Here is a 456-nt window from a genome sequence, read left to right on the forward strand (position 1 = left end):
AGCCCCACATCAAGCCCCGTGATATTTGATATCAATGTTGGCTTTGCCGGTGCTTCTACCCCGTCATCACAGAGTAGTGACGCATAGTATTTTCCGGTTGCGCTGCGACTCAGTGTGATACTTTTCAGCGCCCCCGTAATTTCACGATGTAAACGCGCTTCAATCGGTGCGATTTTCGGGATTTTTTATCGCGCCATCAATGACTTTTGATCCCGACACAATGATAGCTAGATTGTCTGCCATGCTTACTTTTAAACGTGGGAAAACGGGCTTTTAGTTTCGGATTAAAAAAGTTTGGAGAAAGCCACGTCAAGGTTAATCACCGCCTGCTGCAATGCTATGGAGTCATATTCTTTAAGCCACCCATATCTGCGGGATTTTTTTCGCCACTGCAAGCAGCGGTTTAAGGTCTTTACGCGGGTTTAAATTTACGCCGTGCCGCTGGTAAGCGTTTTT

1 pseudogene is annotated in these 456 nt (G+C 46.3%); it reads right to left on the minus strand.

Annotated elements, in window-relative coordinates:
• Positions 1 to 196 precede the first annotated feature (196 nt).
• Positions 197 to 456: pseudogene (locus BHE89_RS20615) on the minus strand (RNA-guided endonuclease TnpB family protein); the annotation flags it as partial.

The organism is Shigella sp. FC1967 (assembly GCF_001743005.1).
Classification (GTDB): Bacteria; Pseudomonadota; Gammaproteobacteria; order Enterobacterales; family Enterobacteriaceae; genus Proteus.